This window comes from Daejeonella sp. (genome assembly GCF_049655485.1).
Taxonomy (GTDB): Bacteria; Bacteroidota; Bacteroidia; order Sphingobacteriales; family Sphingobacteriaceae; genus Daejeonella.
This window is the reverse complement of record NZ_JBASJU010000387.1, coordinates 1-1,606: the sequence shown is the minus strand read 5'-3', so window position 1 is coordinate 1,606 and position 1,606 is coordinate 1. Positions and strand designations below refer to the sequence as shown.

Sequence of the window (1,606 nt, the reverse complement as noted above, 5' to 3'; positions counted from 1 at the left end):
GGATAATTGGAGAAGATTAGATATAGAATAAAATAATATACATAACCTCTTCAACCACGGTAGAAGAGGTTTTTTTTGTACAAAAGCAGCATGGAGAGTTTCAGAACAGAGTTAGAAAATCCGATCGTTCAGAAGGATATCATCGATCTTGAAAAAAAGATCAGGGAATTTCGTGAGGGGAAAATACATGATGAAAAATTTCGCAGTCTTCGTTTAGCCCGCGGAATTTACGGTCAGAGACAACCGGGCGTTCAGATGATACGCATCAAACTGCCCTTCGGAAAAGTAACTTTCAAGCAATTACTAAGGATCGCTGATATCTCGGATGAGTATGCAAGCAGCAATCTGCACTTAACTACCCGTCAGGATATTCAGATCCATTACGTAAGTCTTGATCGTACTCCGGAACTGTGGGCGAAGCTGGAGCAGGACGATATAACCCTCCGCGAAGCTTGTGGAAATACGGTGAGAAACGTGACGGCTTCACCTTCGGCAGGTATTGATCCAAACGAACCATTTGATGTGGCTCCATATGCGCATGCTACTTTTAAATATTTTTTACGGAACCCGATCTGCCAGGAGATGGGTAGAAAGTTTAAAATCGCCTTTTCGGCAACGGACGCTGATACGGCATTTACCTACATTCACGACCTGGGATTTATTCCGAAAGTTAGAATTGAAAATGGTGAAGAGGTCCGCGGGTTTAAAGTACTATTTGGCGGAGGTTTAGGTGCCCAGCCGGCAATCGCTCATTTAATCAATGATTTTCTGCATGAAGACGATTTAATCCCATATATAGAAAGTACCCTCCGGGTTTTCGACAGACATGGTGAACGTAACAACAGGAATAAGGCCCGGATGAAATTTCTGGTTGCCAAATTGGGGCTTGAAGAGGTACTCAGACTTATTGAAGAGGAGAAAATTGCGAATAAGTCGAAGAAATATGTGATTGACCGCGAAACCATTCAACTTCCTGAGATACCTGAGGCTACCACTCAAACTGATGTCATTATATCAGATCCTCTTCACTACGAATTATGGCTCAAAACCAATGTCTTTGAGCAGAAGCAGAAAGGATTTTATGGGGTCTATATAAAAGTTACTACCGGCGATATCCCAACAGCAAAAGCAAGGAAATTTATTGACGCGATTCAAGGGCTTGTTGCTGATGAAATCCGGATCACTATCAACCAGGGATTACTGCTGAAATTTGTGCGTCCTGAAGCCCTTCCATTATTATTTGAACGGTTAAAGGATCTGGACTTTGCAAAGCCTGGATTTGATAGTGTTGCGGACGTCACTACTTGCCCGGGTACAGATACCTGTAATCTTGGAATTTCCAACAGCACGGAATTAGCGCGGGTTTTGGAAGATCTGATTGCCGACGAGTATGAAGATCTGGTCGATAATCAGGATATTAAAATTAAGATCAGCGGCTGTATGAACAGTTGCGGTCAGCATGGCCTTGCGCAAATCGGCTTTCATGGCAGCTCGCTCAAGGCAGCAGGTAAAGTTGTTCCCGCCGCACAGGTTCTGCTTGGCGGAGGTACTTTAGGTAACGGATTTGGACGTGCCGCCGAAAAGGTTTTAAAAGTGCCTTCTAAAC

At 43.7% G+C, this 1,606-nt stretch carries 1 protein-coding gene; it reads left to right on the top strand.

The features are described from left to right. Positions 1 to 90: 90 nt before the first annotated feature. The coding region (locus WBJ10_RS15740; protein WP_424291994.1) for a nitrite/sulfite reductase at positions 91 to 1,606 on the top strand (1,516 nt) is incomplete at its 3' end.